Origin of the sequence: Candidatus Anoxymicrobium japonicum (assembly GCA_002843005.1) — a bacterium.
Classification (GTDB): Bacteria; Actinomycetota; Geothermincolia; order Fen-727; family Anoxymicrobiaceae; genus Anoxymicrobium; species Anoxymicrobium japonicum.
Genome location: PHEX01000017.1, coordinates 11,924 through 38,515, shown reverse-complemented (window position 1 = coordinate 38,515; position 26,592 = coordinate 11,924). Strand labels below are relative to the sequence as shown.

The 26,592-nt window shown below is 57.8% G+C and carries 17 protein-coding genes, 1 tRNA gene and 3 pseudogenes; 5 read left to right on the top strand and 16 right to left on the bottom strand.

Annotation, left to right across the window (positions count from 1 at the left end; all coding sequences use genetic code 11):
- Window positions 1–275: 275 nt before the first annotated feature.
- A complete protein-coding gene (locus CVT63_02990) occupies window positions 276–1,052 on the bottom strand; it encodes a hypothetical protein (GenBank protein ID PKQ28424.1) in 777 nt (258 codons plus the stop codon).
- Between the two features lie 71 nt (window positions 1,053–1,123).
- On the opposite strand from CVT63_02990, the gene CVT63_02985 reads away from it, so the two are divergent.
- Complete coding sequence (locus CVT63_02985) at window positions 1,124–4,093, top strand: hypothetical protein (GenBank protein ID PKQ28423.1); 2,970 nt, start codon at window positions 1,124–1,126, stop codon at window positions 4,091–4,093.
- A gap of 7 nt (window positions 4,094–4,100) precedes the next feature.
- Here the strand turns inward: CVT63_02985 and CVT63_02980 are convergent, their stop codons facing one another.
- Window positions 4,101–5,318, bottom strand: coding sequence for a hypothetical protein (locus tag CVT63_02980; GenBank protein ID PKQ28422.1), 1,218 nt, complete (start codon window positions 5,316–5,318; stop codon window positions 4,101–4,103).
- A gap of 235 nt (window positions 5,319–5,553) precedes the next feature.
- Between CVT63_02980 and CVT63_02975 the strand changes: the two genes are divergently transcribed.
- The 3 genes from CVT63_02975 (at window position 5,554) to CVT63_02965 (ending at window position 9,184) form a co-directional block, all read left to right on the top strand.
- Window positions 5,554–6,777 (top strand): acetyl-CoA acetyltransferase, encoded by a 1,224-nt coding sequence (locus tag CVT63_02975; GenBank protein PKQ28421.1) that lies wholly within the window; start codon window positions 5,554–5,556, stop codon window positions 6,775–6,777.
- A gap of 2 nt (window positions 6,778–6,779) precedes the next feature.
- Window positions 6,780–7,310: a hypothetical protein gene (locus CVT63_02970; protein ID PKQ28420.1), complete on the top strand. Its 531-nt coding sequence runs from the start codon at window positions 6,780–6,782 to the stop codon at window positions 7,308–7,310.
- Window positions 7,311–7,492: 182 nt separating this feature from the next.
- The gene (locus CVT63_02965; protein PKQ28419.1) at window positions 7,493–9,184 is read left to right on the top strand and encodes a hypothetical protein; all 1,692 of its coding nucleotides are present in this window, start codon (window positions 7,493–7,495) and stop codon (window positions 9,182–9,184) included.
- A gap of 152 nt (window positions 9,185–9,336) precedes the next feature.
- On the opposite strand, the gene CVT63_02960 is transcribed toward CVT63_02965, so the two are convergent.
- The 3 genes and pseudogenes from CVT63_02960 to CVT63_02950 all read right to left on the bottom strand — a co-directional run bounded on the left by CVT63_02960 (window position 9,337) and on the right by CVT63_02950 (window position 15,743).
- On the bottom strand, window positions 9,337–11,904 hold the full coding sequence (locus CVT63_02960) for an ATPase (GenBank protein PKQ28418.1): 2,568 nt from the start codon (window positions 11,902–11,904) through the stop codon (window positions 9,337–9,339).
- 54 nt (window positions 11,905–11,958) lie between these two features.
- Window positions 11,959–14,728: pseudogene (locus CVT63_02955) on the bottom strand (Fe-S oxidoreductase).
- Window positions 14,729–14,933: 205 nt separating this feature from the next.
- Window positions 14,934–15,743, bottom strand: a complete 810-nt coding sequence (locus CVT63_02950; protein PKQ28417.1) for a hypothetical protein — start codon at window positions 15,741–15,743, stop codon at window positions 14,934–14,936.
- A 68-nt stretch (window positions 15,744–15,811) separates the two neighbouring features.
- Here CVT63_02950 and CVT63_02945 point away from each other — a divergent pair, with 68 nt between their 5' ends.
- Complete coding sequence (locus CVT63_02945) at window positions 15,812–16,615, top strand: hypothetical protein (GenBank protein PKQ28416.1); 804 nt, start codon at window positions 15,812–15,814, stop codon at window positions 16,613–16,615.
- Between the two features lie 20 nt (window positions 16,616–16,635).
- On the opposite strand, the gene CVT63_02940 is transcribed toward CVT63_02945, so the two are convergent.
- From CVT63_02940 to CVT63_02890, 11 genes and pseudogenes are all read right to left on the bottom strand, one after another.
- Window positions 16,636–17,397 (bottom strand): hypothetical protein, encoded by a 762-nt coding sequence (locus CVT63_02940; protein ID PKQ28415.1) that lies wholly within the window; start codon window positions 17,395–17,397, stop codon window positions 16,636–16,638.
- 27 nt (window positions 17,398–17,424) lie between these two features.
- Window positions 17,425–17,500, bottom strand: a tRNA-Asn gene (locus tag CVT63_02935).
- A 139-nt stretch (window positions 17,501–17,639) separates the two neighbouring features.
- Window positions 17,640–17,921 carry a hypothetical protein gene (locus CVT63_02930; GenBank protein ID PKQ28414.1) on the bottom strand — a complete coding sequence of 94 codons (282 nt, stop codon included), beginning with the start codon at window positions 17,919–17,921 and terminating at the stop codon, window positions 17,640–17,642.
- The gene (locus CVT63_02925) at window positions 17,918–18,103 is read right to left on the bottom strand and encodes a hypothetical protein (GenBank protein ID PKQ28413.1); all 186 of its coding nucleotides are present in this window, start codon (window positions 18,101–18,103) and stop codon (window positions 17,918–17,920) included. The genes CVT63_02930 and CVT63_02925 overlap by 4 nt, the downstream gene beginning before the upstream one ends.
- A gap of 45 nt (window positions 18,104–18,148) precedes the next feature.
- Window positions 18,149–18,725: pseudogene (locus tag CVT63_02920) on the bottom strand (rubrerythrin family protein).
- A gap of 105 nt (window positions 18,726–18,830) precedes the next feature.
- Window positions 18,831–20,021: an RNA polymerase sigma factor RpoD gene (gene rpoD / locus CVT63_02915; protein PKQ28412.1), complete on the bottom strand. Its 1,191-nt coding sequence runs from the start codon at window positions 20,019–20,021 to the stop codon at window positions 18,831–18,833.
- 45 nt (window positions 20,022–20,066) lie between these two features.
- Entirely contained in the window at window positions 20,067–21,944 is a 1,878-nt protein-coding gene (locus tag CVT63_02910; GenBank protein PKQ28411.1) for a DNA primase, read from the bottom strand.
- Complete coding sequence (locus CVT63_02905; GenBank protein ID PKQ28410.1) at window positions 21,937–22,938, bottom strand: deoxyguanosinetriphosphate triphosphohydrolase; 1,002 nt, start codon at window positions 22,936–22,938, stop codon at window positions 21,937–21,939. The genes CVT63_02910 and CVT63_02905 overlap by 8 nt, the downstream gene beginning before the upstream one ends.
- Window positions 22,939–23,517: pseudogene (locus tag CVT63_02900) on the bottom strand (flavodoxin family protein).
- Between the two features lie 15 nt (window positions 23,518–23,532).
- Complete coding sequence (locus CVT63_02895) at window positions 23,533–24,117, bottom strand: nicotinic acid mononucleotide adenylyltransferase (protein ID PKQ28429.1); 585 nt, start codon at window positions 24,115–24,117, stop codon at window positions 23,533–23,535.
- Window positions 24,118–24,128: 11 nt separating this feature from the next.
- Window positions 24,129–26,555, bottom strand: coding sequence for a phenylalanine--tRNA ligase subunit beta (locus CVT63_02890; protein PKQ28409.1), 2,427 nt, complete (start codon window positions 26,553–26,555; stop codon window positions 24,129–24,131).
- Window positions 26,556–26,592 lie beyond the last annotated feature (37 nt).

Here is a 26,592-nt window from a genome sequence, read left to right as displayed (position 1 = left end):
TCTAAGCCCCCGCCAGGCGCGGGAAGCCTACTACGCAAGGGAAGTGGAGGCGGCCGCATGAGCCGCAAAGTTGTGTCCAGGGAACCGGGTGCGGTACAAGCAGAAGAAACGGGGATTTCCCAGATGCCCGACAAAAGATTGGCGCCCAGCCCATTGAAAACGCATAATGGGGTCAAACCATATTATGCATTTTTACCTGAACGTCTTGCTGTCGTACCTAAAACGCATATTTTGGTTTGACCCCATTATGCGTTTTCTCCGTCCAGACACCAAAGTTAAGCTTCCCTGTGAAGAAACTCAGCGGCGAGAGAGCGGTAAGCGTTTGCCACGGGATGGCTGCTCGCGTACTGGACGATAGGCTTCTTGTGAATAGGGCCCTCCGCGACTTTCACGCTCTTCTTGATGATAGTGTTGAAAACCTTGCCACCGTAACGGTCGTGCAGTTCCCGCAACACATCCGCCGCCAGCCTGGTGTTCGTCTCGTAGGCGGCTGGCACGATACCGGCGATCTCCAGGTCGAAGTTATAGGCGTAACGAATGTCGTCGATGATCTCTAAAAGCGTGTTCAGTCCGGCAAGCGAGTACGGATAGCACTGGATAGGAATAATGATGCCGTCCGAGGCGGACAGCGCGTTCACCGTCAGAAGGTTAAACGCCGGCGGGCAATCCACAAACACGTACTCATAGCTCGCCTTGACCTCCTCGAGCTTATCATGCAGTATCTTGTGACGCTCCGGCCGCCTGTCGATGTTGATGTCAACTTTTGAGAGGTCAAGCGTTGCGGGCGCTATGTCGACGTTGGGAATCGACGACGAGTGAATTATCTCCCGGAAAGGCGTCTCGGGGCACAACAGGACATCGCCTGTCCCCTTCTCGCCATTTTCCATGTTCATGCCAACACCCATGGTAAGGTTGCTCTGGTAATCCATGTCTACCAGCAGTATAGACATGCCCGCCTCAGATAGCGCTCCCGCTAGGTTGATGCAGGTTGTTGTCTTTCCAACTCCACCCTTCTGATTGGCGAACGAGATAACCTTGTGCTTCAACTTTATCCCCTCTAGGCACGGCTGATTTTCGGAAAATCAGTATACCAGATCGGACACGTCCCGCGATGTAAATTGCCATGGGCGGCCCACTTGAGTATCATCTGCTTTGCGGCGCCAGGCGCGGAGCCGCTCCGCTCAAAGTGAAAAGCCGCACAACATCGAGGCGCCACTTGGTCACACGTGAGCCAATCTTAAAAGACAAATACGAGGTCATCGTAATCGGAACGGGCATCGGCGGCCTGACGGTGGCGTCTGTGCTCGCTCGCGAAGGACTGGACGTGCTTGTGCTCGAGCGCGCCAACCAGCCTGGCGGATGTTGCTCCTCTTTTCGTGTCGAGGATTTTACCTTCGACACCGCGGCGTCGATTCTTCAAGGTTTTGGCAAGACAGGCTTCCACGTCCAGAGAACGCTCTTTGACTTTCTGGGGCAGCAGGTAGACATGATCCCGCGTGACATTTCATACGCCATGTATTTCGGAGAGAAGCGTGTCAATTTCCACCGGGACCGCCACGCGTTCACCGCCGAACTCGGCGCGGTGTTCCCGCAGCAGGCCGGCAGCCTTCTCTCTTTCCTGCGCGAACTCGAGCACATTTACAGTGCGTTGCTCGATTGCGACGGCCCTCTCCGACCAAAGAACGACGAGTCCTTGCGAGAAAGAGCGGAGCTTTTCTCAAGACACCCGTTGAGCGTCATGAGGCTGTCCCGGTACGCCAGGGCTTCAGCGGCGCAGGTATTCGAGCGTCACTGCGGCGACCAACTCGCCAGAGCTTTCTTCGACGCCGATCTCACATACAACACGGGCTATCGCATGGATGAGCTCTCGGCGCCTCACGCGGCGCTGGCTGTACTGGACAGGCACATAGGCGGAACACACCATGCTATCGGCTCCGCTCAGCAAATCCCCGACCGGCTTGAAAAAAGCATCGTCGAGCATGGGGGGCGAGTAGAGTACCGCGTCCCTGTCGAGCGTGTGCTGGTCGAGGGTGGCAAGGCGATCGGGGTAGAAATAGCCGGCGGGCGCCGTCTTACCGCCGACGTGATCGTGTCAAACACATCCGCCCGCGACCTATTCGAGAACATGATGCACCGACTGGACTTGAAGCCCGAGACGTCGGACTGGCTTGATTCACTCACGCCGGCCCTGTCCGTCTTCGCCATCTACATGGGAGTCCCACGGGAAGCGATTCCGGAGTCCTTTAATCCAAACACGGTTCTCGTGGACGACCCGGAGCGCGCGCCCGAGCGCTTTATCTCCGTGAGCGTCCCATCCCTCTTCGATCCTTACCTGTCACCCGAAGGCTACCACTCCGTTACGATCTACACGGTAACCGACCCCGAGGAGTGGCTCTTCCCCGGAAACCCTGAATACGGCACCGAACTCTACGAAGAAAAGAAGCAGGAACAGGCCGCGCTCGCGCTCGAGAGGCTATTGCCCGTGCTCCCCGAGATCGCCAGCCAGCCTACCGTGTGGCGCGTCTCCAGCCCCGCCACCAACGAGCGGTTGCTCTCCAGGAAGAGCGGCGCGTTCGCATGTGCGTACCCGGTCGGCAACCTTGTTCCCGATAGCCTTCCGGGAACCACAACAGAGGTTCATGGATTGTTCATGACAGGAGATTCGACTTTCTACGGTCATGGCGTTGGCCAGGCTGCGGCCTCCGGCATACACTCGGCGGTCGCGGTCATGCGCTATCTTTCCCTGCGCGCGCCCAGGTTCGTCCACAAAAAGGAAAGCTTTGTCCTCGAGACCCTCCCTTCGCGGCCGCAAATCTCGAGCCCTGATGTCGTGGACTCGATATCGGCGGTGTTTGAGTCCCACCGTTGCCTCCGCTGCCCGGACGCGCCGTGCGTGACCGCTTGCCCCGCCTCCATAGACATTCCAAACGTAATTAGACGCATCGGATCAAACGACATGATCGGCGCCGCGAAGCTTGTGAGAGAAATGAACCCGATGGGAGAAATATGCGGTCTCGTCTGTCCTTCGATGAGCTTGTGCGAGGGCGCCTGCCTTCGATCGAAAATCGATACGCCCGTGAAGATCGCGCAGTTGGAGGAGTTCGCCTGCGGAGTCGTGCAGGGCCTCGAGGGCTGGCCGTCGCCATCCGGCGCGCCTCACCGCGAGAAGGTCGCCGTCGTGGGTTCGGGTCCGGCCGGACTATCCTGCGCCTACTACCTTTCCATGCTGGGCTACAACGTCGAGGTGTTCGAGGAAATGCTTGAGGCTGGCGGCTTGCCCGCTCGCGCAATGACCGGCTTCCGGCTCAAGAGCCAGGTTCTCGAGCGCGCAATAGAAAGCTCACTAATTATAAATGTAAAGTTTCGCGGCAACACAGTCTTTGGCGAAGACATCGACTTCGAATCGCTTTCGAAAAACGGTTTTGCGGCGGTGTTCCTAGGCACTGGATTGCAAAATATCAGGATGCCTTCAATGAAAGGAATGGATCTTCCAGGCGTCATCGACGCTCTCTCTTTTCTCGGCGCCGCCAGAAAGAAGGTCAAGCGTGAGCTGGAAACGCGGGTGGCGGTGGTGGGCGACAGCAATCTTGCCGTTGACGCCGCGATGCTCGCGCGCGAGATGGGCGCCGAGACTGTCTACCTGGTCGCGAGCGCCGACCTGAATAAGGCAAGCGCCGCGCCGGAGCGCCTGGCGGCGGCCGTTAACGCGGGTGTCACTATCGCCGGCGGCAGAACTCTAATTGAAGTGCTGGGAGAAGGCAGAGTCGAAGCTCTGCGGACCCGGCCGAACACGGGCTCGCCGCCCGGATCCGAATCAGAAGGTCTCCCGAGTGTTCTCGAGGTTCAAACCGTAATAGTTGCCGTGACGCGAAAAATGGATCCGGCGCTGGCCGGATACCTCGCGGAGCACCTCGAGATAAGCGAGTCCTCCCTCGTAATCGTGGACGACGACATGATGACTTCCAGGCCGGGCGTGTTCGCCGGCGGCGACATCGTAAACGGTGACGCCCTCGTGGCCGCGGCGTGCGCGGATGGAAGGCGCGCCGCCCTTGGAATAGCAAAGCATCTCGAATCTCTCCGCGCTCCCTCTTGAAAGCGCCTCAAAACGCAACACCGGGGCTTGACCCCTGTGTTGCGTTTTTCTGATCGAGCTCGCGGAGGATCGCTATCGTCGCCTCCCCTACTCGTCTCATTCCTTCTCTGTTGACTCTGTCTATGGAATCCCCGGTGCTGTGTATGCGCGTCATAGCGCAAGTCAACCCTGTCGCCTCGAAGCCGTGCTTGACCCATGGCACGTGATCCGCCGCCGCCCCTATCGGCATATAAACGCCTCTTACCCGAAGACCCATGCGCTTACCCACACTTCTAACAAGCCCGTTCAACATCTTGCTCGTGCGCACAGGCGGCAGCTCAAAGCCAGTGTTTACCATCAGGTTCCCGGATCTCGAGAACGGCATGTCAAAATTGAGCATGTAGAAAGGCCTGCGCATGAGCTCTTCCTCGTGGGCAAGCAGATAGCTGATCGACCCGCACAGGCCGAACTCCTCTGCTCCGAACGCGGCGACGATGAGGTCAAAGCGCTCGAGCGGGCGCTCCGCGATAACCCTCGCCACCTCGAGTATGACCGCCACGCCAGAAGCGTTATCCATGGCGCCCGGTGAGCGGTTCCCGGTTGCGTTGAAGATGAGCGCAAACATCAAGAGCGACGGCAGGAGCGACACGTAAAAGACGACACGACTACCCAACGAACTGTGGCCGGTTGTCGCCAGTATGCCTGTAGTAACGAGAAAAAGCCCGAGCAGTATAGCCGTGGCGAACCCCAGCATGAAGAGCGAGGCGCGCAGCGCCACCGGCATCAACTGGCTCTTCGAGTCATAGTGCGCCGAGATGAGCACGGCGCCCGTCGGCTCGGCGCCTTCAATTTTTCCAACGATGTTCGATGAGCGCCCGCTCCCTTTAGAAGCAAACTTCTCAAAAGCGCCAGACCACTTGAAGCCAAGGTAAATAACGGCCAGCAACGCCACGCCCAAAACGATGACAAGTCGCGTGCTCATGAGATACGCGAGCGAGCCCGCCGCGCTTATTGCGCCTATCGCCAGACACGTCGCCGGCAACGCGAGCTTGAGAGGCGCCGTGGAGTATGAGAACTCCTCGTCTTGAAACGCCACACCCGTGTCCTTGCCAACCTCGTGTATGTACGCCCGCGCTTCGATCTCGCCCGGCGTACCGGCGAGGCGCCGCATCCGTGAAAGCGCGGCTATGTGCTCGAAAGCCTTTTGAACGTCAAAATGTTCGTGCACCGTCATCATCTCCCGCATCGGATCACATTCTACAACCTTCGCGCAAAAAAACGCATAATGGGGTCAAACCAAATTATGCGTTTTCTTCATCTGTGCCTTCTCACTCCCGCAAAACGCATAATTTGGTTTGACCCCATTATGCGTTTTTCACTGTTCTTTGCGTTTCTGATATACTAAGCGTCCCGTTCAACAAATATTGTGTCGTATTCAATTCAGTGTGATTACATGAACAAAGAAGGGAGGAAGGCAGGATATGGAAATTCTTGACAGGAAACGGAAGGTGTTCGTCCTTGGCGGCGGCATCTCTAAGTTCGCGGCCGAGCGCACGGACGGCAACATGCGCGACTGGATCAACGAGTCCGTCCTCGAGGCTCTCAAAGACTCCGGCACGAAAATCGCGGACATCGAGCACAGCACCACCAGCTACTTCAGCGACCATTTCGACAAGCAGTTAAAGGCTGGCGCCATATTTCACGACAACATCGGCATGTGCCCCAAGCCTAACGTTCGCGTGGAGGGTGGCGGCGGCACGGGTGGCCTGGCCATCCGCAACGCCTACGCCTACATCATGTCGGGTCTCTGTGACTCGATGATCGTATTCGGCTCGGAAAACATGGGCCGGTGCGTCCCGTCCGATGTGGCACAGCAGTTCATAGCGCTCGCGTCCGACACCGACTGGGAAGTTCAGGTCGCCGGTTTCTATATCGCGTACTACGCTCTGATGATGGTCACCCACATGCAGAAGTACGGCACAACCGAAGAGCAATTCGCTATGATCAGTGTGAAGAATCACGGCAACGCGAGGCACAACCAGAAGGCGCACTACCCAATGGATATCACCATCGATGACGTGATGAACTCCAAGATGATCACCTACCCGTACAAAAAACTCGACTGCAGTCTTCTCTCGGACGGCGCTTCTTGCCTCATCTTCAGCACCGAGAAGTGGGCAAAGAAGCACTGTGCGACATGGGAAAAGAAACCGACGATCGAATTGACCGGCACAGGCTGCGGAACCGACTACATGAGGCTGGCCGACCGGCCATTTCCATTCCCGGGGATCACGAACTTCCGTGGCAAGCGCACAGCCGCGGAACAGGCGTACCGGATGGCTGGCGTAAAGAACCCCATCGAGGACTTTGACTGCTTCGAGGTGCACGACGCGTACTCCGGGGCGGAGCTCGTCACTTATGAGGATCTGGGCTTCTGCAAGGATGGCGAGAGCGGCAAACTGATGGAAAAAGGCGTCTTCAACATTGGCGGCGAGTTGCCCACCAACACCTCGGGCGGTCTCCTGGGTTTCGGGCACCCTGTCGGAGCGACTGGCATCGCGCAAGGTGTCGAGGTGCTTCGTCAGTTGCGGCAGGAAGCGCACCCCAAGCGCCAGGTGGAGCTCAACTCCATGCGAGGCGGCATGGACTCACACGGCGGCACCGGAACCTTCTGCGTAATCAACATCTTCGAGAGGAGGAATTAGGCATGGGACTGGAACTCATTAACAACTTGATGGAAGTTTTCACGGCTGAAGATCCAATGTCTTTCGAGCATCCCGATGGCGACCCCTGGGCCGACTTTCGCGAGGGCATGCGCATCGAGTTGAAAATGGACTTCACGTACAAGCACGTGATGGGCAAGTACTCGAAGTTCTTTATAGAGCTTTCCAACGGCAAGTTCGTGACGACCGAGTGCCCGAACTGCGGTAAGGTGTGGGCAATCCCCAGGCCTCTGTGCGCGGACTGCCTGACGATTACGAAGTGGAAAGAGCTACCCGGCACGGGCACGCTCGAGAGCTTCTCGATCTCGCAATTCGTGCCTTCGTTCATGAAAGTCGAGGTGCCGTACGTGCTCGCCATGGTAAAGTTGGACGGCGCGACGACATTGTTCACACACCAGTTGCGCAACTACGGTGACTCGACCGACACGATCAAGATCGGAATGCCGGTGAAGGTCGCTTATGCGACCGAGCCTGTCGACCACCCGATGCTGCTCATGCACTTCGAGCCGGCGTAACCAGAGAAAAAGACAAAATGCAAAAAGGGGTCTGACCCCTTTTTGCATTTTTCTAATCGAACGTCCCAAGATTCCTGTGCTTGCCAACCGGCCGACTCAATTCCGTTACCGGCTTCTCGGCGTCGTGGAAGCAGGAGCGTGGCTTCTCAGCCTCTTTGATTGTGGGATAGATCACATTCCGCATGAACTCGAGCGCCGCGTCCGGATCCTCGTCCATCATAATGCGCTCGAGATTCATCCGTTCTTTCTCACCGAACGAAACGGCCCACCTGCGTCCCATTGCGCCTCCAATGCCTGCTTGTTGCTATGATTCTACCAGTAGATGCCGCGCATACGCGAAACAAGCAAGAAGCAATGAAGAGGAACTCCCCGTGAACACAGATGGAAACGACTTTACCGGAAAAGCCCGCTTCTCCTTTTGCCGCTTGCCCGCCGGAGCGGCCGGCGAGGTGAAACCTTTCTCCCGCGGCCGGGCGCCGGGAGTCGCGCTGATCGCGCTTTCGCTCCTGGCGTTCGCGCTTGCCGCGGTCAACCTGGTGTACGCGCGGGCCGCGCGTCCAAAGGGAAATCTATACACGGTAGAGATATCGCCCGCCGCGTCAATCAACATGTTGCCGATCGTCGAAAGCTACATCAACACTCACGCAAATGGGCGCATGAAGCTCTCATCCGGCGGCGGCGCCGACGTTTTCATCGATGAGAAACCGCGGAAGGGATACAATGCGGTGAGAGTGACCGGAGTGCCCGCAATAACTCTTGCCGCGGGCACACTGCGCAAAACGTTGCGAAACGCGCGCTCCTGGTGGCTTTGCTCGAAACGCGCTGGAATAATCCTCAAACAGCCCAACCCCGAGATCGAGTCACTGGCGGACTACATCACGGATTACTACGGGGCCGATAGCTCGGTCAAGCTCACCGCCCTCGGCGACATCATCCCCGGGCGGCACGTCGCAAAGGCGATGGCGAAGCACGGAGTCGCCTTTCCGTTCAAGCTCGCGACGCCCCTCGTCAAAGGCAGCGACGTCACGGTCGGAGACCTCGAGTGCCCGCTCACCGATCGGGTCGAGCCGCCTTATTCGGGCATGTTTTTCTCAAGCCCGACAAAAACCGTGGAGGGCCTCAAGTTACTGGGAATATCCGTGGTGACACTCGCGAACAACCACAGCACCAATTTCGGGCGCCCCGCTTTCACGGATACGCTCGAGACATTGAAGGCGAACGACATCAAGTACGCGGGCGGGGGCTATAATTATGACGAGGCCCACCGTCCGGCTGTTGTCGAGGCCCGTGGCCTCAAGTTCGCTTTCCTCTCCTACAACAGCATTGAAGGAAGCCTCGACGCCACGGCGGACGAACCGGGCGTCACCTGGATAAGGATGCCGCCGTACAACCCCGACAACCCCGATGACGTGAAAAAAGTCGTGGACGACATCGGACAGGCCAGGCGCCAGGCCGACATCGTCATCGCCTGCTTTCACTGGAGCAAGGAGTACGAGTACCACCCCAACCCGTCGATGGTCGTGCTCGCGCACGCGGCGTGCGACGCCGGCGCGGATCTAGTGATCGGACAGCATCCTCACTCGGTTCAATCCATCGAATACTACAAGGGAAAGTTCATCGCTTACAGCCTCGGCAACTTCATCTTCGACCAGCGCCACGTCCAAATAAACGGCGTGGACATCGGTGAACAGACGCGCAAAGGATTGGTGCTCAAGTGCGATTTCCGCCGCGGGTTTCTCGCGTCGTTAGAGCTGCTCCCCTGCCGCATCAACGACAACTGCCAGACAGCGCCGCTCGAAGGCAAGTCCGCGCAAAACCTCCTGGACAAAGTCTTCAGTATCTCGGGATGGAAACAACAAGGGACATCTATCTAACGCTTAACTTTGGGGGTCGCTTTTTTTAAAGTCGATCGTCCGTCCAGAGGGGTCAGGCAACGTCTACTTTTACTGCGTAGGGAGGGTCTGGCAACGTCTACCGCTTTAGCGGTAGCCGGTGCCTGACCCCTAAAAAAGACCTGACCCCAAAGTTAAGCGCGCGCCTGTCTTTCCTGTATCAACTTGAGCGCCTCGAACCACGCGACGCTTGCAACACCAGCGATGACAGCAATGCCGGCGTCAATCGCGCTGAGCCGCCCGAACTTGAACAACCTCATCAGGAATGGCACGTAAAGCGCCAGCGCGAGGAACGACACTGTTCCTCCGAGCACCCACCAGAACGCCCTGTTCGGCGCGGAAAGCGTTTTTCTAATCGTCCTTGTCCACGAACGGTTGACGAGTATCAAGCCGAGGTTGGCTATAACCATGGTCGCGAATGTCATGGCGCGCGCTTCGTCCTCATGCAAGCCGAGCCAGTGTGACACCGAGAACACCGCAAGAACGACAACCATGACGAAAAAGCCCTGCAAAACGCTTATGCCCACATTCCTCCTACTGAAAAGCGGGTTCGTGGAATTGCGCGGCGGGCGCGTCATGACGTCCGACTCCTCGGGCTCCCCCTCGAAGACAACCGAGCAAGCCGGGTCGATGATGATCTCGAGAAAGGCGATGTGCACCGGCAGCAATATCAGCGGCAGCTTAAACAGAACCGGAATCAGCGACATTCCCGCTATCGGCACGTGCACCGCCAGAATGTAAGCCATCGCTTTCTTCAGATTATCGTATATGCGCCGGCCCAGCCTGACAGCGGCGACAATCGAAGAGAAGTCGTCGTTGAGCAGCACAAGATCGGACGACTCGCGAGCGACGTCAGTGCCTCGCCCTCCCATGGCAATTCCTATATTCGCGGACTTTAACGCTGGCGCGTCGTTGACGCCATCGCCTGTCATAGCGACTACTTCGCCGTTAGCCTTGAACGCCTCCACAATGCGAAGTTTCTGTTCGGGCACTACCCGAGCGAAAACGTGAACGTCCTTGATGCGCTTTCGCAACTCATCATCAGTCATGTCATCCATCTCAGGGCCTATGATGTATTTGTCAGCCTGGTCGAGCCCGATCTGGCGCGCTATGTTCCGCGCCGTGTCGGGGTAGTCTCCGGTAATCATGACCACGTCTATACCAGCGGTCTCGCATTCCCTGATGGCATCGTAAACGTTGGATCGCACAGGATCGGCGAACCCTAAGAGCCCCAGAAACTCGAAAGCAAACTCATGCTGATTCGCCGGCATCAGCGTTGGAATGAACAACGCGCGCGCCACCCCAAGGACGCGTAATCCATCAGCCGCCATCTCTGACGCGCTCTTCATGATCCCGTCGCGTTCATTCGGGCTCAAGTGACACAGATCCGACACCGCCTCCGGAGCGCCCTTGGCGGCAATCAGATACTCCTTGCCATCCGGGGATCGCCACACGCGCGATAGCGCCAGCAGCTCCTGGGAGAGGGGGTACTCTCGCGTCAGCTTCCAGTCATCGTGCAGATGCTCCGTCGCGACCAGTTTCCTGTCACCCAGTCTCTTCATGGCTTTCTCAATCGGGTCGAACGGGTCTCGCTGGCTCGCGAGTATCGAGAACTCGACCAGCTGGTGGAACTCCTCCGGGAGCGGCTCGCGCTTGTGATCGGCGAGATTGTACTGCCTGACGCCGGAGATCAGCCTGCTCACGGAGATGCGGTTGTGTGTCAACGTGCCGGTCTTGTCCACGCACAGCACGGTAGCCAGACCGAGGGTTTCGACCGCCGGCACCTCTCGCGCGAGAACTTCTTTCTTTGATATTCGCCACGCTCCGGTGGTGAGAAAAATAGTGAGCACCACGGGAAACTCCTCGGGAAGCATGGCCATCGCCAGTGTAAGACCGGCCAGAAAACCGGTGAGCCAGTGGTTGGGTTCATTTCTTGTGAGCCCGTACACCACGATGACCATCGCGCACAACACCGCCCCTGATAGCGCGATGTTTCGCATGACCATTCGTATCTCTCTCTGGAGAGGCGTCCGCTCGGGCTTGATCGCCTGCAGGGCTTTCCCGATCTTTCCCATCTCGGCGCTGGAACCGACGGCAAACACGCGGGCCACGCCACGCCCCTGCACGACAAGCGTCCCTGACCAGACGAACGGGAAGTTGTCGCCGCCCGGACGACCCATCTCAATGTCGGTTTCGGTCCCGTGTTGTGTCTTGCCGACGGGAACGGATTCACCCGTCAAGAGCGACTCGTCAACTGAGAGGCTGGCGCAAGAAATCAGGACGGCATCCGCGGGAACGCGATCGCCTTCAGCTAAGAGAAGCATGTCGCCGACAACGACGTCGCGGCCGGCGATCCTCTTCTGCTCGCCGGATCTGATAACGTTCGCCCTGGGGCTGGAAAGATTTTTTAACGACTCCAGCGCGCGCTCGGTCTTCCTCTCCTGGTACAAAGTGATACCGATGACCACCATGACGAATGTGAGAAGTACGGCGGCTTGCTTGCGGTCTCCGAGGCTCATGTATATCGCCCCTACCGCGACGAGCAGCAGGAGCATCGGCTCGCGAATGACGTCAAACGCTATCGCGAGAATGCCGCGCCTCTGAGCCCCGGGCAACTCGTTGTATCCCTCGACTGAGAGCCTGCGCGCCGCATCCTCGTCGGAGACGCCCTCTATTTCTCGAATGTCGAATTCTTTGTCCATGATTTCCCTGTCGTGGAACCGCGGTGGCGAACACGCGGGTTCGCCCAATGACGGCTAACCGTTCAGGTACTCTATCATGGGCACCGTGATCAGCGGAACTACGTCACCGATCATGTGCGGCATAAGGTTGCCCATTACCTTCGGCATCATGTCGCCCATTTGCTCATTCATGTAATCAGGCATGGGAATACGCGCGGCGACACGCTCGAGCAAGACCGGCATCACCTTCGGCAACATCATTGGAAGAAGCTTTGGGAAGAGCACGGGAAACAGTGGCTTCATCATGTTGAGCGCGCCGGGCGCCTTGCCCATCAAGCGCATCATCGGGCCCATCTTAAACGGCATGGCGTCGATAAGTTCAGGCCACATCGCGCACATCAGTTCCGCGAAACCCTCCGGGGTCATCAACGCTATCATAACCTCGAAAACGGCCCACTGCGCCAGTACTTCACTTTGTGGATCGGGAAAATCGTAGCCCAGCCGAGATGCCGCGAAGCGAGCGAGGTCCTCGACCTCAATTGGCAAATCTTTCTTCTCCGCCGTGACGCGCAACTGGAACTCGCAGCACGGACAGAGCGCGAGCACTTTCCGCGCTCCCGTCTCAACCGCCTCGTCCAGGCGGATCTTCCCGATTTCCGCGGCCACCGGCGGATCTTTGATGAGCGTCAGCACAGAGCCGCAACACAAGGACTCTTCACGACAGTGGGCCATCTCAACGAGCCGGGCGGGCACCGCCTCGATGAGCTCGCGGGGCGGATCGAAGATACCTGACGCGCGGCCGAAATGACACGAGTCGTGGAAGGTGACAGATTCCGCCGCGCCTTCCCCTGGAAATGAAAAGCTCCCGTCTTTTATCTTCTCGGCCACTATCTCGCTGTAGTGCCTGGCGGTTATTCCGTAGTCGATGCCGAGCTTCTTCGCCCACTCGGGATAGACCTGCCGCCACATCAGGTCACACGCGGGGCATGATGATATGACCGTGTCGGCCCCGGCCTCCTTGACGGCGCTAATGTTCCGACGCATTGTAGCCTCGAACAGGTCCCATTTGCCGGCCACCAACATAGGGGTGGCGCAGCAGTTCTCTTTCTCTCCAAGGTACGTGAACTCCACACCAGCATGGTCGAGCAACCTGACCGTCGCCATGCCGATGTCGTTCTCCACATAGCTCGCGGTGCACCCGGCAAAATACACGTTCGGGGCTTTCCCCCCAGGGCCGTGCCTGGAAACCAGATCCTCGGGGAACCAGTTAGCGCGATCTTTTCTGTATCCTGCCCAGATGTCACCTTGCGACTCGACGGCGGCGGCCATGATTTCGAACGGCGGGAACGTCATCATCTTCTTGCGATGCACGAGCTCGCCGCGCATCTTCATCCAGGAAGACTCGATTGGAAGGCCCTCGGGGCAACGAAAATCACAGGTCTCACAGGTGGTGCACACCAGGAAGTTGTCGACCATCTTTTGATCCCATCGGACCCGGCCCTCCATGAACTCGCGCAACCAGAACCACTTGCCCCTTGGACTCTGCGATTCCCAGCCGCGCCCGTGAAACTCTGTGCACGAATCCACACAGTAACCGCACTGGGAACACGCATAGGCGTACCACGCCACGTCCGGTGGAATCCCCCGTACCGGCTTTGATATCCTCTCACCAACGCGTGAGGCGACCGCGTTCCCCATCAAGCGCGCGACAGGCTCGAATACGCTTCCCATCTTTACCATCAGTGGCAGTACGCCAGCGCCGGTAACCTTGTCCGGGTTCATGATTCCGGTCGGGTCAACGCTCCGCTTGTACGAGCGAAGCTTTTGAGCGCGCGCCGCGCCAAGCACCTCGTCGGTCATTCTCGAGAAGTAGAGGCCGGTGGCGTACACGCGCCCTCCGTTCTTCACGGCGATATTCATGATCGATAATGAAAGCCCGAACATGAGGTTGAAGCGCCAGGAGCGCTCGTCGGCGGGTATAAAACCCAACAGCACGGCCTCCGGCTCTCCGGACGGCCCCTCACGCACTATGATTCCTTCCTTGAGAACCGGGTGAGCCACCTTGCGCTCGATCTCAGCCATTGTGACACCCAACCGGCTCACCGGCACGATGACCTCGGCGGGAACAAGCGATGGCCCGAGACGCTTGATGAGCATTATCTTGAAGCGGTTCTCCCACTCGTGCCAGGCGATATCGTCGCTGAGGATAAACGCCCCGGACGCGTCCGCGAGCCCGTTGAGCGCCGCCCGGACAGCTTCCGCGTCCTGCCCTACAAACGTGAACAACGCGAACCTCGCCGCTCGGAAGCACGACTCGCGCGGACACCACATTCTCCTTGAAGTAACCGAACTCATAACTCCCGAAACCTGCGCCGCCCTGGGCCAGCCATCCACCAACCGTTGACGAAGGGTAACTGCTCGGATACAACCGCAACGTCAAACCCTCGCGCTCGAGCTCCTGATCCAGCCTCTCCCAGGTTATCCCCGGCTGCGCCATGACCTCCGTTTTTACCGCGTCGACAGACATCATGCGGCCCATCCTGTAAAAGTCAACAACGACGCCACCCCTGGTTGGCACGGCGCCGGCGTAACCGGAAGTCGCCTTCCCGCGGGGCACCAGCGGCACGCCGTTCTCGCCTGCCCAGCGCGCGAGCGTCGCAAGTTCTTCCTCTGACTCTGGCTGGACAACGGCGTCGGGCAGGTTATGCCCCGTGAAAGGCCGTATAAGCCTCGGGATGGCGCCAATATCGTGTCCGTAGATGCGGCGCTCTGTCTCGTCGAATGTCACCCGGCTTGAAAAAGTGTTCTCGAGATATCGCCTTTCAATGTTGCTAAGCTTGCCCATTGAGACCTTCTATTCGACCGCGAGATTATCCTTCGCGAGCAATTCTGCGGTAATGGCTCATCCGTCTGCCTGCCTGAATATGTAGCATTACAGATGTTTCAGGCGATGAAGTATGATCAATGTCAATGCAGGTGTGTGTGTCGATGTGTGTGTCGAGTTCCGCGCGCAATCGTCCGGTGACAACCGTGACGAGTTTCGCGCGTCGCTACGACTCCAGGCCGGATCCGATGAGCCACGAGCGTATCGCGCCGGTGGTCTCTTCCGGCATCGTGTACGGACAGCAGTGGCCCCCGCCATCTATCAAGGCGATCTCGGCGCGGGGTATCCTGCCGGCCAGTTCCATCGCCGTCTCCGGGCCAAACAGCCTGTCCTCCGTCCCCCTGATAATGAGCGCGGGAACGGCTATGCTCGAGAGCGACTCGGTGTATCGCACCTTGCTCATCGCGATGACCTTGTCCAGGTACGAAGGCCCCCCGCAGTCGAGCCCGTGCGCGAACAGGTAATCGATGAGCTTTTCGTTGCCTGGCGTCGGATCCATGATAAAACCGCGGTGGCGGCCTACCCACGCAAGAAGACGCCTGCGCTGCCCGTCCGTCAGCAAGGGAAAAAGCGCGAGCTGGTTCGCCAATGTCGCGAGCGTGAACACGTTAAAGCCGAAACCCCCGCGGCGAGGCCTGTCCGTGGTGTTGCACAACACAATCCCTAAAACCCGCTCGGGGTGGTTGATCGCGATGTGCTGAGTTATCATCCCGCCCATCGACTCGCCGACCAATACAGCCTTGTCGATGCCGAGCGATTCCATTTTCTGAAGAGCATCCGCGGCATAATCCGCTATCGTGCTGGACACAGAAGGCTTTCGAACCGCCAGGTCGCACGACACCGCCCGATACGATGACGAGAGCGTCTCCACCTGGCGCCTCCAGAACTCACCAGACCCTTCCATGCCTGGTAGCATCACTATTGGCGGACCGCTGCCAGCCTCTATGTATCCTTCACCACTACGAACTTCTTCCACTGTGACCTCCGCTCTCGCACGTTGCGCCTGTCGACCCGATATAATGATTTTACGCTTTTTCGGAAAGGATGCTTGACGTGAACGACCAAACGTTCGACACGGTTTCAGATGAGTACGGCAAAAAATCACTCGTGCAGCAAAAGGCGGCGCGGAAACTGATCGAGTTGCTCGCGCCACGGGCCGGAGAATCAGTGCTCGACGTAGGCTGCGGTCCGGGACATCTCACGCGATTGCTAACTGATGCGACCGGCGGACGGGTCGTCGGCACTGACATATCAGGGGGAATGATCGAGGAAGCGCGCGAAAAGTATCCGGAGATTGAATTCAGGCGCGTGGCGGCCGAAGACCTGGAGTACGCGGAAAAGTTTGATGTCGTTTTCTGCAACTCGACCATGCAGTGGTTCGCGAATGCCAATGGCGCGGTCGACAGGATGCACAGCGGACTCAAGCCGGGTGGACGCCTGGGCCTTGCCTGCCCTTCCACGCCCGATTTCGCGCCCTGGTTCAACGAAATCGTGGCGGCAGTGGCTCAAGCGCCGGAAATCAAGCCGACGTTCGAGCACTGGCACAACCCATGGTGGCACCTGCCGGATATTGGCGCCTATCAGGCGTTTTTCGAGAAACACGATTTTGCTACCCGCCACATCGAATTGGAGTATGAGGTCAACGAGTTCACGGTGAGCGAGGCGTTTGGAATCTTCAGCACCGGCGCGGCTCAGTGCTTCGCGGGGCGCGCCTGTTACGACGTAGAGATCACCGACGAGTACCTTGACACGTTCAACCGGGCGGTGCGCGAGGAGATAGAACGCCATGCGGTTGCCGGCCTCGTCAAGGTGGACTTCAACCGTCTCTACTACCTGGGTTTCAAGTAGGGGCACGGCATGCCGTGTCCCTACGCCTCCTCCCGGATCTTCTTGTAGACCTCCTTGAGGAGATGTTGGCTGACAGCCTCGCGGAATTGATCCTCGTTCATGAATTTTGCCGTAATCTCCTCGTTCTGCTCCATGCGGTCGATAAAAAGCCCCTCCAAGGCTTTGCGGAAGACGTAACCGAAATTCTCCATCGTGTTGGCGAGCGCGGCTTGACGGAGGCTGCTGTCGGCCACGGCGTCCTCGCGTATCGATTCGAAAAACAATTGATCACCCGGCTTGAACTCCGTTCCGAACCGCTCATTGAGAAGGTCGATGAGCCTGGACAGCTCGATCTCATCACCTCGAGCGACGCCGGTGCCCACAGACGTCGGCCCCGATACCTCGTATCGGGCTCCCGGCTCCATGACGATGGAGCCCTCACCGATCTTTTGCAAACGGTAAAACTTGAGCGCCACGTCATCATCAAAGTCATAGATCGGTCCCCGGTTATCTCTCGGCAGTTTGGTAAGCAGAAACCGGACGTATGAGTACAGCTTTTCCAAATCGGAGTCCTGGAAGGGGATCACCTGCGACATGAAAGAATAAAGGTTTCTGAAAGCGACCAGCGTCTTCCGGAACTCCTCCCGGACTTCTTCCTCAAGTCCTTTGTAACGATTCACGGCCGGATCAATGCATGCGTTCATCCTGGCGTGGTCGGTGGGCGTTTGATTTTGTCGCGGTTTGTAGAATACCTTGCAGAACTCTTCGACCTCGGCCTTGTAGTAGACCTGGTGTCCGTCCAATTTGGCCTGAAGTTCGTTTGTGTGAAGTGGCTCCCCGGGCAGGACTCGAACCTGCAACACACTGGTTAACAGCCAGTTGCTCTACCGATTGAGCTACCGGGGAGCGGTAGAATCCGCAGTACGCTCTCTAATTATAAAGAAGGCGACGCGATGGCGCAAAAAATGCGCCTTAGAAAGAGTCGGTGGTGGTCTGAACGTGTTCGCTCTCGAGTGTCTGGATGCTGGCCGCGGATCGGGGAGCGTCAATCGTCTTTCGCCTCTTCTTCTTCTTCGCCGATCTGCCTGCCAACGACTCCGCCATCGGCCAGTGCCGCGGCGCACCTGTCTGCGTATGGACACCACTCCAGGCAACCCATGTCCAGCCTCGGGTTTGGAAAGCGGAAGCCGCATTCAGGGCACTTGCGGGTCGGGTCGCCCTTGAAGAACTCCACGTTGTATCCGCACGCCGGGCACGGGGTCTCGAAGACGTCCTCCGGCTTCCAGAAGAGGGTATTCTGGCCGGGGCAGACGAGGTTCGCCGTCAACTCTCCTCCACGTCCTGAACCTCGACGGTATCAACGACATCCCCTTTTATTCCAAGTTTGATGATGGTCAGCGGGATGTCCTTGCGCGACTCCTTCAAGGACTCGTGCGCCAGATGCACCAGCCCGTAGCAGCACGGCACCTCCATGTACGCCACGGTCACCGACCTGATGTTATTCTGCATGAATATCTGCGCGAGCTTCGAATGCCAGGATATCTATGGGACGGTTCACCAGTTCTCCACCAGCAGTTCGTAGTAGTCGCGCGGGTGCAAACACGCCGGGCAGCTTTCGGGCGCCTCTTTGCCTTCGTGCAGGTAGCCGCAGTTGAGACAGCGCCAGACCACAGGCTGGTCTTTTCCATAAACCGTTCCCGCCCCGACGTTCGCCAACAAGCCGATATAACGCTTCTCGTGCTGCCTCTCAGACACCGCGATTGCCTCCCAGACCTTCGCTATTTCCTCGAAGCCCTCTTCGCGGGCGACTTTTGCGAAGCCAGGATAAAGCGTCGTCCACTCCAGGTTCTCACCGACGGCCGCGGCCTTGAGGTTTTCGCTCGTCGTGCCGACTACGCCGGCGGGAAACGCGGCGTTGACAGTCGCCTCACCACCTTGGAGAAACTTGAAAAAACGTTTGGCGTGCTCCTTCTCATGATTGGCGGTCTCCTCGAATATCGCCGCGATCTGCATATAGCCGTCCTTGCGCGCCTGTCCGGCGAAGTACGTGTAGCGGTTGCGCGCCTGGGACTCCCCCCGCGAACGATGTGATGAGGTTTTTTTCAGTCCTTGAACCCTTCAACTCTGCCATGTTCCCTCCATTGTTGTTTTGATAACACGTCAAACGTCAGGGGTCAGGCACCGTCTACCGCTGCGTCTACCGCAACCAGGGGTCTACCCCCCAATAGGTGGCTTATCACTCTTCGATGTAGTCACGGAGCTTTCCGCTTATCGAGGGATGTCGCAACTTGGAGAGAGTTTTAGACTCGATCTGCCTGATACGCTCGCGAGTGACGTTGAAAACACTTCCTACTTCCTCAAGAGTCCGCGTTTGACCATCGAGCAGGCCAAACCTGAACTGTATGACTTGCTTCTCCCGCGGTGTAAGGTCGTCCAGAACTTCATCCAGTTGCTCCTGCAGAAGTTTGGAAGCGGCCACGTCAATTGCCACCTCCGCGTCCGAATCCTCCAGGAAATCGCCGAGATGGCTGTCCTCTTCCTCTCCTATCGGAGTTTCAAGGGAAACAGGCTCTTGCGTAACCTTCAATATATCACGGACCTTCTCCGGCGTGAGCTCCATCTCCCTGGCAATCTCTTCGGGTAACGGCTCTCTCCCCAGGTCCTGGAGCAACTGGCGCTGTACTCTGACAAGCTTATTGATGGTTTCCACCATGTGCACGGGGATGCGAATAGTGCGTGCCTGGTCGGCTATGGCACGCGTAATGGCCTGCCTGATCCACCAGGTCGCATACGTGCTGAATTTGAAGCCCTTGCTGTAATCAAACTTCTCGACCGCCCTGATCAAACCAAGGTTTCCCTCCTGTATAAGATCCAGGAAAAGCATGCCGCGGCCCATGTATCGTTTCGCGATGCTTACTACCAATCGGAGATTTGCCTCCACAAGCTTGCTTTTCGCGTCGAGTCCGTTGGCTTCTATCGTCTGCAACTCCTCAATCTTCTCATCGCTGAGTTTGTTTTCGCCCACGAGCCGCGCACTGGCATCCTCGCCTGCTTCTATGCGCTTGGCGAGATACACCTCCTGCTCCGCCTTGAGTAGCGACACCTTGCCGATCTCTTTCAAATACATTCGCACGGGGTCGTTCGTAACAGTCGAGGTCGAGAGATCAATCTTTATAGCGGCGCCGCCTCGCGCCTCATTGATTTTCTCCTCTTTCATCTCCTCCTTGATCTCATCCTCGGCATCATCCGTAATCTCGATGCCCATGTCCGAGAGCAACACAAAAACGCCGTTCATCTGGTCGGGAGTCAGCTCTATGGCCTTAAGTTGCTCGATTATTTCATCGATTGACAGGCCCCCCCTCTCCTTGCCCGCAACCGCAAGCTCACGCACTTCTTCTATATCAAGATCTTTCCACTCTTCACCCATAACTTCTGTGCCATCACCCTGTCAATCGCTACCCCGACGCGCTATTTAACCAGTCAGTTGTGATTCTCGTATCAACTGTTGAAGTTCGAGCAACTGCTCGCAAAGACCATCATATTTTTTCGGCTCGAGTTTCTTGTTCGTCTTTCTGATATCAACTTCTATTTTCTGCTTCCGACGCTTTAGAAACATGTACATCAACTTGTCGAACACTTTTTTCTCATAGCCGGGATTACACTCCGGAGGAGACTCTACCAGAAGTTCCATGATGCGGCTCCGCAAACCCTCATCATCAATCACTGAAATTTTGCGCCTTAAGAAAATATCATATTCTACCCGTAAAACTTCTTCGTCACAGACCGGAAATTCCTTTAGAATCGCCAATATTTTTTTGTGAGAGGGATCCGTGAAGAAATCATCGTCCAGATGTTGTTGCTCGAGCAACGTTGCCGGATCGTGCAGAAGCACTCTCAACGCTTCTTTTTCCACCTTATCTCCCATTACGCCGACCCGGGCGGGATCTGCCATGTCACGAGCGCGGGCGCCGGGGGGGCGCAACGCGTTCCTCACAAATATCTGTACCGTCTCTTCCGGCATGTCGAGCACGCTCGCGATCTTCCGGACGAGCTCATTGCGCACCGGTCGCATATCGTCTCCAGAGACCCTGGTGAGCACCGGTACGCATGCCTGCAGCGCGCGCTGCCGGGATATGGCGGTCGAAATGTCCATCGACTCGATTATCTTCTCGATCGAATAATCGAGCAGGGAATCGGCACTGGCCAGCAGGTCGCTGAAAGCGTGTGCGCCACCCTTCTCCACGAGCGTCGCCGGATCCTCGCCCTCCGGGAGCGTGACCACAAAAACTTCTATGCTGAACCGATTGAAGAACTCGAGAACACGCCTGGCCGCCTCACTCCCGGCGCGATCAGCGTCAAATGAAAGATAAACCCGATCGCAGAAACGCCCAAGCAATTCGAAGTGGTGCTCTGTAAGCGCGGTGCCAAGCGCGGCGACAACGGGCAAGACGCCGGCCTGCCGCAACGCCAGAAGGTCGGTATAACCCTCGACAACTATAGCGTCCCTGGAATCCTGAATAGCCTGCCTCGACTGATAAAACCCATACAGCACGCGGCCCTTCCGGTAGATAGGGGTCTCGGGAGAGTTCAGGTATTTGGGACCTTCCTCGTCGGACGATCCAGGAATCTGCCTGCCGCCAAAAGCGACCACTCGACCGCGATGATCCAGAATCGGGAACATCACCCTGTTCCTGAAGATGTCGTATATGCCGCGGCCGCCGGCATGAGCGCCCTGTGAGCGTTCGCGCGCCAGCCCAACCGATATTATTTCCTTCTCTTTGAAACCTTTTTTCGCGAGGAATCCGGAGAGGTTGTCCCATCCGGGCAGCGCGAAACCGATTCCGAACTCCTCGATGATCTCAGAGGTGAAGCCGCGACCGGCAAAGTAATCACGCGCCGGCGCGGCACCTGGCGTCTCGTTGAAGTTGTAATGAAAATAGTCTGATGCCGTCTGGTTCAGCTTGAACAACCTGTCTTTCTCGAGACGGTCATCAACCTCTCCTTGCGACGCGGCGGCATAAGTCAACTGGTAGCCGATGCGATCCGCGAGCCGCTCGACCGCTTCGACAAAGCTAAGTCCTTCCATCTGCATTACAAAGTTGAAGACTCCCCCGCCCGCCTTGCACCCATGGCAGAAATAAACCTCCTTTGCGGGGTTCACATAAAACGACGGATCCTTCTCCTGGTGAAACGGACACGGCCCGCGAAACTCCCGGCCGGCCCTCTTGAGGGACACGTACTCGGAGACAACCTGAACTATGTCTGTGCGCTCACGCACTGCTTCTATGTCAGAGTCTTTGATTCTGCCGCCAGTGGACACTTCTCTCCGCCTTACGCTTCTGTCAATCAACCATCCAGGATCGTGGCAGGAAAAACTGCTTGTACTTGCTCAGGGCGTAGCGGTCAGTCATTCCGGCTATGTAATCACACACCTTGATTGTCAGCTCGTCTGTGAACTCCGGCTGGAACTCGGGCGGCAAAACTGAAGGGTGCTCGAGGTAATAATTCGCGAGGGAGCTCAGAACCCTGACCGCCTTACTTTCTTCAGCCTTTGCCACAGAACCGATATATACGTTCTCAAAGAGAAAATCGCGCAATTCGTCCATGAACGCCCAGGTCTCACAGCTCATGCTGACAGTATCGGCGTTAGCGCTGGTCTCTACCACGTCGTGAACAAGAAAGTCGATCCGCCGGCTCGAAGTCAAACCGAGCGCGCCTACCGGCCCTTGTGGAAGATCACCTGCTGTGAGCAATCCCGCCCGCAGCGCATCGTCAATGTCGCTGTTGATGTACGCGATGCGGTCGGCCAGGCGCACGACCTGGCCTTCGAGTGTCACGGGCGTCTGCGCGCCAGTGTGATTCAGAATGCCATCTCTGACTTCCCAGGTCAGGTTGAGGCCTTTGCCATCACGTTCGAGCGTCTCCACCACACGCAAGCTCTGGACGTTATGCTTGAACTGCTCAGAACCAAACGAGGAAAGAGCGCTCTCTCCTATGTGGCCAAACGGCGTGTGTCCCAGGTCGTGCCCGAGCGCGATAGCCTCTGTCAGATCCTCATTGAGAGCGATAGCCCGAGATATCGTACGGGAAACCTGCGCGACCTCCATAGTGTGAGTAAGACGCGCGCGGTAATGATCCCCCTCTGGAGCGAGAAAAACGTGTGTCTTGTGCTTGAGCCGCCTGAAGGACTTGCAATGGATTATGCGGTCACGATCGCGCTGGTACTCCGTGCGGATCGAGCAAGGCTTCTCGGCGCGTTCCCTGCCTTTGCTGTCCACAACGCGCGCGGCGCGCGGCGAGAGCACCTCCTTCTCGATCTGTTCTATCCGCTCGCGGATGAGCATTTAAACCTCTTTACGTATCGCTTCGACCAGCGCCTCGGCAAGCACCCTGGCGCGCTCCAGCGCCACCCGATCCTCGCCGGACGGGCGTTGCGCGGCCACCCCCTGATGTCCCGCGCCCGAAGCCGACGACGCGTCTCCGACAACGCGCATGCCGTGAACCAGCATGATATCCTGAATCGCCCTGATCGTGGTTTCCTGCCCGCCGAACCTGCTCGCGCCAACCGCCACCGCGCCTCCAGGCTTGTTTATCAACGCCTTCTCGCCCCGCAGGTTCCTGCTCTTGTCCCAGAACGCCTTAAGCTGGCCACTGACCGTCCCAAAGTAAACAGGGCTTCCAACCACCAGGGCATCCGCGTCGCGCAACAGGTCATACGCGTCAGCAAGTCCGGCAAAGGTATGGCACGTCTCCGGGCACGGAGTCGCGCACGCGACGCAATACGGCGCCTCCTGTCCCTCGAGCGCGTCCATCACGTGGATCATCTCGGTTCGCGCGCCCAGCTCCGCGCAACGCTCGAGCACAGCAAAAAGAAGAAAATACGTGTTGCCGGCGCGTTGCGGAGATCCATTGACTCCTACAACAAAATTATGCGTTTTTCACTGGTACAAGCCATTCGCTTTTATGTATTCCAAGACCGCGTCGGGAACCAGGTACCGAAAGGGGCGCCCGTCATGAACGCGGGATCGTATGTCTGTCGAGCTGATGGCAAGCGCCGGAATCTCCATGCAATAAACGCTTTTCATGGCATCAGCGCCAGCTGGGAGCGCGTCGCGCAGCCTGTCCAGAGAGCAACCAGGCCGCGTCGCCACTATGAACTCGCTCTCCGCGAGGACATCTTCCGGTTCCTTCCACGTGAGTATCTCAGACATCGCGTCAGCGCCGATAATGAAGTACAGCTCGGCGTCCTCGCCGTTGATGCGACGCAGCTCGCGAAGCGTGTCTATCGTGTAAGATGGGCCCTCGCGGTCCAGCTCTATCTCCGACATCTCCAGAAATGGGTTGCCGTTTATGGCGAGCTCCACCATCCGTTTGCGATCCAGAGGAGGGCTGTTGGGAATATCCGCCTTGTGAGGCGGACGCGCTGATGGGACGAAGATCACGCGGTCGAGCCCAAAGCGGAAACGAGCTTCTTCGGCCACCATCAGATGACCGATGTGAATGGGGTCGAACGTGCCCCCCATTACCCCGAGCCTCAAGAATCTTCACCTTCCCGCTCCCGGCCCCGTATCGACGCGCCAAGATTCTTTTCGAGACCGGCAATTATCTCTTTGAGCTCGGCGTGCGCCTGCTCGTCTGTAAGAGTGCCGCTCGACGATCCAAATTCGAGCGCGTACGCCAGACTCTTTTTGCCGCCGGCGACCTGCGGGCCGCGATAAACATCAAAGAGCCTGACGGACTCGAGGAGGGTTCCACCAGACTCCCGTATCGATTCTTCAACCACCCGCGCACCGAGGTTCTCTTCCACTACAACGGCAATATCAACCTTGACCCCGGGATACCGCCCCACGGGATTGTAAACACGAGACATGCCGGACTCCACGAAAATTTCAGTTAATATCTCCCCGATGTAAAACTCGCCATCGATGTCATAGGCCGCCGCCACCCGCGGGTGAAGCTGGCCTATGTATCCGGCGACATTGCCGTCGATCATAACGCTTGCCGCGCGGCCGGCGGCCAGGAAAGGCTCGCGGCCCGTATCGAACTCGAGCTTCTCGACCGCAAGGCTGAGCCCCAGATTCTCGATAACTCCCTTTAAGTCAAAGAAGTCAAAAGCCCGGTTCTCGCGAGACCACCCGGCCTCATCGGCGCTACCGCACAGCAGAAGGGCGATCGACTCGATTTCTCGAGGAAGCTCGTCCTTTCCGCGCGCGATAAACGCTCTTCCCGTCTCGAAGAGCGACAGATCGCGTTTGCCCCTGTTGATGTTGCCGGCGGCGACGCGCAAAAGGCCCGGGACAAGCGTCGTCCTCATCACCTCTCCGGTTTCGGCAAGTGGATTGAGCAGTGCCACAACGCGGCGGCGTTCATCGCTTTTTGGAATCTCGAGTGAGTCCAGGTCACCGGGGTTCATAAACGAATAAGTCACGACCTGTGACAGCCCCTGTGCCACGAGCGTATCGACGAGCGTTGAAAAAAGCGACTGCTCGCGCGTTGGTCCTGCTTTGACGCCACCACCGACCGGCAGTGACTCACGTATCCTGTCGTACCCGCAAACCCTGGCGATTTCCTCTATGAGATCGATCTCTCGCTCGAGGTCTCTCCTGTACGTTGGCACAGTCACGGATAGCGCCTCGCCTTTTTCGACACCCGCGCCCAGGCTTTTCAGAATCTTCGTCATCTCCGACGCCGCTATGTCAGTCCCAAGAACCGAGTTTACACGCCCGGGGCGGAGAAATATCTTGCGTGGCGGGACGGGCGCCGGATAGACATCAATCTCGCCTTCAGCCAGCCGTCCTCCAGAAAGCTCAACGATAAGGCGCGACGCCCTCATCGCGGCAAATGACGTTCCGGAAGGGTCAACACCGCGCTCGAATCGCGCGGATGCCTCAGTTCTGATGCCAAGCCGCCTAGAAGTCAGAAGTATCGATGTGGAATCAAAGTGCGCGGACTCTATCAGTAGATTCGTGCTGTGATCCGTGACATGAGAGCCCTCACCCCCCATGATGCCGGCCAGCGCTACCGGCTTATCCGCGTCGGCAATCACCAGTGAACGGTCATCCAGGCTCCTGTCAACGCCATCGAGGGTTCGCATAATTTCGGAGGGCCTCGCCCTGCGAACGACAATACTCTTCCCGGACAGCAGATCCAGGTCAAACACGTGCAGCGGCTGACCGGTCTCGAGCAACACATAGTTTGTCACGTCCACCACGTTGCTTATGGGTCGAACTCCAGCCGCCATCAAGCGCCTCTGCATCCACGCCGGAGATGGCCCGATGGTTACGCCTGTGACAGCCATGGCGGTGTATCTCGGACATCCCTCCGTGTCCTCAACAATAATTGTGGCAAACTCTCCTGCTTTAGACACCTTCTCACGCGGGCCGGCGACGGGCATGTGAATGGGGGCGCCTGTCAGAGCGGAGACCTCGCGCGCGACGCCTGTCATCGACATGCAATCGGGGCGGTTCGGGGTAATCTCCAGATCCAGTACGACATCCTCCAGCGGCAAAATATCAGACAGATCGACCCCCAATGGCGTGTCGGGCGGAAGTTCGAGTATGCCCGCGCGTTCGTCGCTGATTCCCAGTTCCACGGCGCTCAACAGCATGCCGTCGCTTTCGACTCCCCTGATGCGGGCTTTACGCAACGGTTTCGTGGATACGGCGGGAAGCATCGCGCCCTCCCGGGCGAACGGGCTCATCATTCCCGCCTCGAGGTTGGGCGCTCCGCAGACTATCTCACGAACGGATGTTCCGTCATCGACCACGGCAATGCGCAAATTGTCGGCGTTCTGATGAGGCTTGACTTCGACTACGCGGGCAACCACTACGCCGGTGACGCCTCCGTCGAGAGTCAGCACCCTGTCCACCGCGGTGCCGGACATCGACAAAGCATCGGCCAGCTCCTGCGCTGTCATCGATATATCAACGTATTCTTTGAGCCACTCGAGTGAAACCCTCAAAAAGCACCCTTTCGTTCAAAAGGCATAATGGGGTCAA